Here is a 6,117-nt window from a genome sequence, read left to right on the forward strand (position 1 = left end):
ATAAAACCTATTAGTTTAAATTTATAATTAAATAATGTTATTAAGATAAATGCGACAAAATGCCCCTTCTAAAGAAAGGGCATTTTTTATTGATATTGTACGTTTTTTTAAAAAGAATAAGGTCGTGGCTAAACAAATTACCAATACAAAAACTAACAGATATCGGTACACCATGGTGGGCAAGGTGGCGGGCCGCCACAAATGTCGCCTTTATTTACATAAGGAGTTTTAGCATCAGGGTCGGTATTTAGTTCTGCGCCGCTATAAAGCAACGTGAAATACTTACCAGGCTGACCTACAAAATCAGGATGCTTTGCGAAATTGATACTTACACCAACAACATTCGGATTAGTTAGCAGCGCTTCTAAACTCTCCCTGTCGATAAAAAAACCATTGAGTAATTGATCAGCCGGTGTAAGCAAACCCGGGCCGTCATCCGATGCGTTTTGTTGCTGGTACTCCTGTATGAGGCTCTTTGCTGAAACAGGATCAATAATTGTTGCCATAGTTAATTAGATTAGGAATGATTGAATTAATTATCCCAATTATACAATATAACCCCGTGAATTTCACTCCGTGTTTTAACGGTATTTTACACCGTTAAAACACATTTTTTAAATCTGTATGTTTGATCATCATGCGGCATTTCCTCCAAAAATTATTAAAAACACCACTTATCAGGCTGGCGGATAGATTTTCATCCCGGCCTGATCAAAAAAGAGTGAACAAGGCCCTTAGCGCACTTTATGAAAAAATTGACAGTGGCACAGGTAAAAATGGGATCACTATTTCTCTTAACACCGATACTGACAAATTTATTATTTTTTCGGACCAGCATAAAGGCGCAAGGGATGGCGCTGATATTTTCGCCCGGGCCGAAAAAAATTACCTGGCAGCGTTAGCTTATTATTTGGATAACCAATTTTTCTACATCAACCTGGGTGATAGTGAAGAACTATGGGAAAACACCTTCATCACCGTAAAAAAGCACAATAAGGCAACTTTTGAGGCCGAAGCGAAGTTTTTAAAAAACAAGCGATTTATAAAAACATTTGGCAACCACGACCTTTATTGGGATAATGACCCCCTCGCCTCTGCCGGTCTTGGCATCATTTATCACCAGCCCGTAGATATTTACGAAGGCGTTATCCTTAAAACCACCATTAATAAGCTGCCCCTAAAAATATACATGACCCACGGACACCAGGGCGATTTACAAAGTGATGGCAACTGGTTTAGCAAATGGTTTGTTTCGGATGTTTGGGGGCCACTACAATCCTATTTAAGGATAAATCCTAATACACCTTCAACAAATGACGAGTTGAAAACACTGCACAATAAAATGATGTACCAGTGGAGCTCGAAACACAAAAACATGCTGCTGATCACCGGGCATACCCATCAGCCGGTCTTTAAATCGTTAACCCACCTTGAGTTATTGTATGAAAAGTTGGGCGATGCAAAAAAAGCAAATGACGATCAGGCTGCTGACCAAATAAAAAAGCAAATAGTTAACAGGGAAAACCGCGGCGACAAAATGCCCGATTTTAAAGGCTACCATGATACTTATTTTAACACAGGATGCTGCTGTTTTAATGATGGCGATATTACGGGGATTGAAATTGCCAATGGCTGCATCAGGCTTATAAAATGGGCGTATGGGCCGCATAAAGAAAGCACCCGCATGGTTTTGGACGAATGCAAGCTGGCCGACCTGAAATTGAATTTGTAGAGACGCCATACTTTGTGTCTGACTATACAGCCCAAAATTTTGCGCATGCCTATCCGTCTAAAAGGAAAACAAACAATTCCCTGGGGCCATGGGCACCCAATACCAGGGTTTTTTCGATGTCGGCAGTGCGGCTGGGGCCGGTAACTGTAGTGATCATGGAGGGTAAATTATTACCGTATTTAGCTTTAATTTTTTTAAAACCATCCTTTAGGTCCAGCACCAACTGCGAGGTATAGGCCAATACGATATGTACAGGTGGATAAATACTTAAACGGCGCCCCGCCATGCCCGAATTTGACAAAATAATACTGCCATTACGGGCAACCAGGCTTTCGCAAAGCGTAAAACCAACCTCGGCCTGTTCAAAATCTTTATCAGTTTCAAAAAAGGGATATTCAAACCGACTTAAAATTTCCTGGAGTGCAGGTTCCCAGCAATATATTTTATGCCAGTTCCGCTCTTCGGCAAGTTCAAGTAAGCTTTCTATAAACTGCACTTCATCCTCGCAAAATACAAACTGCCCTGACACCGCGGTAAATTGCTCGGCAAAAACCACCTCAAGCATCTCGTCATTCGGGGGGTAATGGGGCAGGTCTTCCAGGTTGGGGTATGGGTTCTCCCGTTTTTCAAGAAGCGCCTTCCGGATCTTCTTCAGAAGTTTTTCTTTTGATGTAGTGATGTCCCTCATAGTAAGTCCTAAGTCTGGAGTCTTTAGTCTAAAGTCTCAGCCAAAACCAAATGTCTAATTTGCCGGTATTAAAAATCCTAAATCTAAAACCAAAAGTAAGCTATTTCTTACTCAGGACTTTAGACTTAGGACTATTGACTTAAAACTTATTCCTTTCCCGCTTCTTTTTCAGTAGCTGTATTTTCAACAACACCTTGAGGTTCTAAGCCGGTAGGTACCGGTTCAACAACAGCGTCAGGTCCGTTTACAAATTTATCATACGCGGTGCGGTGTTCAAACGGACGTTTGCCCAAAATTTCTTCCAGATCCGATTGGAACAATACTTCTTTTTCCAATAATTTCATCGCCACATTTTCAAGACCCTCGCGGTGCGCGTTGATCAGTTCTTTTGTTTTCTGGTAAACTACGTCTACTAAATTACGTACCTCGGCGTCAATCAGTTCAGCAGTCGTATCAGAATATGGCTTATTAAACTGATGCTCTCCCTGCGGGTCGTAAAAGGATACGTTACCCACCTTTTCGTTCATCCCATATATTTTCACCATGCCATATGCCAGGCGGGTAATCCTTTCCAGGTCGCTCAACGCACCGGTGGTTATTTTTCCAAAAACAATGTCTTCAGCAACTCGGCCACCCATTGACAGGATCATATCATCGATCAGCTCATCTTTGGCAACCAAAAATCTTTCATTAGGCAAATACTGTGCATACCCTAAGGCGGCAACACCGCGTGGCACGATTGACACTTTCACTAAAGGATCTGTATGCTCTAAAAACCAGCCTGCAATTGCGTGGCCCGCTTCGTGATAGGCAACAATCCGTTTTTCTTCGGGAGAAATCAGGGTGTTCTTTTTCTCGAGACCGCCGATCACACGATCGATCGCATCCTGGAAATCCTTCATGTCAACTTCTTCCTTGTTTTTACGGGCGGCTATCAAAGCAGCTTCGTTACAAACGTTCGCAATTTCGGCGCCGGCAAAACCCGGTGTTTGTGCCGAAAGTTTTTTCGGATCAACCCCTTCTGCCAGTTTGATCGGCTTTAAGTGAACTTTAAAGATCTGCTCACGGCCTATCAGGTCGGGTTTGTCAATGGATACCTGCCTGTCGAAACGGCCCGGGCGCAATAAAGCGGTATCAAGCACATCCGGACGGTTAGTAGCGGCAAGGATAATAATACCTGAATCGGTTCCGAAACCATCCATTTCAACCAGTAACTGATTCAATGTATTTTCGCGTTCATCATTACCGCCTACAATATTGTTTTTGCCACGGGCACGGCCGATGGCGTCAATTTCATCGATAAATATGATACAAGGCGCTTTATCTTTAGCCTGGCGGAACAAATCACGGACGCGGGATGCACCTACTCCCACAAACATTTCCACAAAGTCTGATCCTGACAGGGAGAAAAACGGAACATGCGCTTCACCTGCAACAGCTTTTGCCAGCAAGGTTTTACCGGTACCCGGCGCACCGATCAACAGCGCACCTTTTGGTATTTTACCACCCAGGTTAGTGTATTTTTTGGGATTTTTAAGGAAATCCACAATTTCCATTACTTCCTGCTTGGCTTCTTCCAAACCGGCCACATCATTAAAGGTTACTGAAACCTGGGCTTCTTTATCAAAAAGCGTAGCTTTCGATTTGCCGATGTTGAAGATCTGGCCGCCCGGGCCACCACCTGCACCACCTGACATACGACGCATAATAAACAGCCATACTGCTACCAGCAATACTGCCATGATGATACATTGCACAAACCAATTGGATAAAAGGCTTTCATTCGCAGGCTCAAGCGATACGGAAATTTTTTGCGCGTCAGGCACACCTGCCTGCGCGTCGTTTATTTCTTTTATTAACCCATCAAATGATCCGGCGGTAAATACATATTGCGGTGTCGCCTCGTCACCGGAAAAACTTAAATTATTGTCTTTTTCCTTTTTGGCATCAGCATATTCCGGTTTATTTATACTGGATTTCTTTAAAAACACTTCCGCCATGATCAGGTCGCCGCTGCGGTAAGCAGTTACGTGGTCAACATCCTGTTTTTTCAGCATTTGTTCCGAAAATTTCTGAAAAGTGATCGGTTTAAAAGTGTTTCCGTTCAACAATGTAGCAACTCCAAGTAAAACCACCACAATAATTACATAAAACCACATAATATTGGGTTTCGGTGGTTTTGGCGTTATTTTTTTGTTAGGTATTTTCCGTATGGGTTTTGGTTTTTCCAATTTATTATCTTTCATTACAGTTCTTTATTTTTTAACAGCAATGAAGCTATCACAAGCAAATATTTATTTTTTGCTGCTAATGATGGATTCATTTCTTTACAAGTTCAAACTTACACTCTTTACTTTAATTAACATTCGAATGGTTGTGAACATTGACGCATATTAAACATATTTGTTACGCATTAAGCGCTTTTATACATTTTAATCTCTGCATCGCCCCACAAATCTTCCATGCCATAATATTCACGTTTATCTGTCCTGAAAACGTGAACCACAACATCTACATAATCCAGCAGTATCCATTCGCCAAATTGCAGGCCTTCCTTCTTATAGGGTTCCTGCTGAGTGGCCTTAAAAATTTCTTCCTCAACACTATTTGCTATAGCTTTTACTTGCGTGGCAGATTCGGCATGACATATTACAAAGTAATCGGCAACCGAACTAAATATATTACGAAGGTCTAACCTGATAATATCGTTTCCTTTTTTTTCCTGAATACCGTGTATGGCTAACTCGGAAATATAAGCAGATTCACTTAACGCTTTGTTTTTTACCATCAAAAAGAATTAGTTTTGAACGATTGTGGTTTCTAATTTATTATACATTGCAAAATAACATAATTTCGGGGTTATTTGTTGGACAAAATTTTGTTCTTCTAAAAGAAGTTGATTCTACCAATAATTTCCTGAAAGAATTAGTGTCAAATTCCAAGCCAGTGATCGAAGGTACGGTCATTATGGCAGAAAATCAATATGCGGGCAGGGGGCAGCAACAAAATGGCTGGTTTGCCGAACCTGGTAAAAATTTAACTTTCAGCATTTTGTTAAAACCGCATTTTTTACCCGTTACTGAGCAATTTGACCTTGTAAGAGCGGTTAGCCTGGGTGTTTTTGGTGCTTTGGAACCATTATTGGGTGGCGGGCTGAAAATCAAATGGCCCAACGATATTTATAACCAGGACCGCAAATTAGGCGGAATGTTAATTGAAAATATGATACAAGGCGGACAAATAAAAAATTCCATAATTGGCATAGGACTGAATATTAACCAGGTGAATTTTGCTCCGGGCCTTACAAACCCGGTATCGGTAAAGCAAATCTTACATAAAGATTATGATTTACGAACTATATTATCAGACATTTGCAGCCATATTGAAGCCTGGTATTTAAAGCTTAAGGCCGGAAAAATTGCCGATGTAAGGAATTCTTATTTATCGCGACTATATTGGTTAAATGAGGAAAAGACTTTCCGAACCAAGAATGCACTCATACAGGGAACCATAAAAAATGTATGTTACAACGGATTATTGGTTGTTCAAAATAATAATGGCGAGGAATTAGAGTTTAGTTTGAAAGAAATCGAGTTTGTACATTAGTTTACCCGATCATTAGTTCAATGGCGGGCTTGGTGTTAAATATTGTTAAATAAGCTATTAAAGGCACGTTTACAATTACAAGTTCAGAATC

The 6,117-nt window shown here is 41.0% G+C and carries 6 protein-coding genes; 2 read left to right on the plus strand and 4 right to left on the minus strand.

From position 1 onward, the window contains the following. Positions 1–152: 152 nt before the first annotated feature. Positions 153–506 (minus strand): hypothetical protein, encoded by a 354-nt coding sequence (locus tag QZY09_RS18965; RefSeq protein ID WP_295674857.1) that lies wholly within the window; start codon positions 504–506, stop codon positions 153–155. Positions 507–637: 131 nt separating this feature from the next. Between QZY09_RS18965 and QZY09_RS18970 the strand changes: the two genes are divergently transcribed. After that, a complete protein-coding gene (locus QZY09_RS18970) occupies positions 638–1,732 on the plus strand; it encodes a metallophosphoesterase (protein WP_295674858.1) in 1,095 nt (364 codons plus the stop codon). Between the two features lie 49 nt (positions 1,733–1,781). On the opposite strand, the gene QZY09_RS18975 is transcribed toward QZY09_RS18970, so the two are convergent. From QZY09_RS18975 to rsfS, 3 genes are all read right to left on the minus strand, one after another. Next, positions 1,782–2,420 carry a lactate utilization protein gene (locus tag QZY09_RS18975; protein ID WP_295674860.1) on the minus strand — a complete coding sequence of 213 codons (639 nt, stop codon included), beginning with the start codon at positions 2,418–2,420 and terminating at the stop codon, positions 1,782–1,784. A gap of 146 nt (positions 2,421–2,566) precedes the next feature. Next, complete coding sequence (ftsH, locus tag QZY09_RS18980; protein WP_295674861.1) at positions 2,567–4,666, minus strand: ATP-dependent zinc metalloprotease FtsH; 2,100 nt, start codon at positions 4,664–4,666, stop codon at positions 2,567–2,569. Between the two features lie 167 nt (positions 4,667–4,833). Further along, positions 4,834–5,208, minus strand: coding sequence for a ribosome silencing factor (gene rsfS / locus QZY09_RS18985; protein ID WP_096356244.1), 375 nt, complete (start codon positions 5,206–5,208; stop codon positions 4,834–4,836). 47 nt (positions 5,209–5,255) lie between these two features. On the opposite strand from rsfS, the gene QZY09_RS18990 reads away from it, so the two are divergent. Further along, positions 5,256–6,026: a biotin--[acetyl-CoA-carboxylase] ligase gene (locus QZY09_RS18990; protein ID WP_295674863.1), complete on the plus strand. Its 771-nt coding sequence runs from the start codon at positions 5,256–5,258 to the stop codon at positions 6,024–6,026. Positions 6,027–6,117: the final 91 nt, after the last annotated feature.

The organism is uncultured Mucilaginibacter sp., from assembly GCF_903913935.1.
Classification (GTDB): domain Bacteria; phylum Bacteroidota; class Bacteroidia; order Sphingobacteriales; family Sphingobacteriaceae; genus Mucilaginibacter.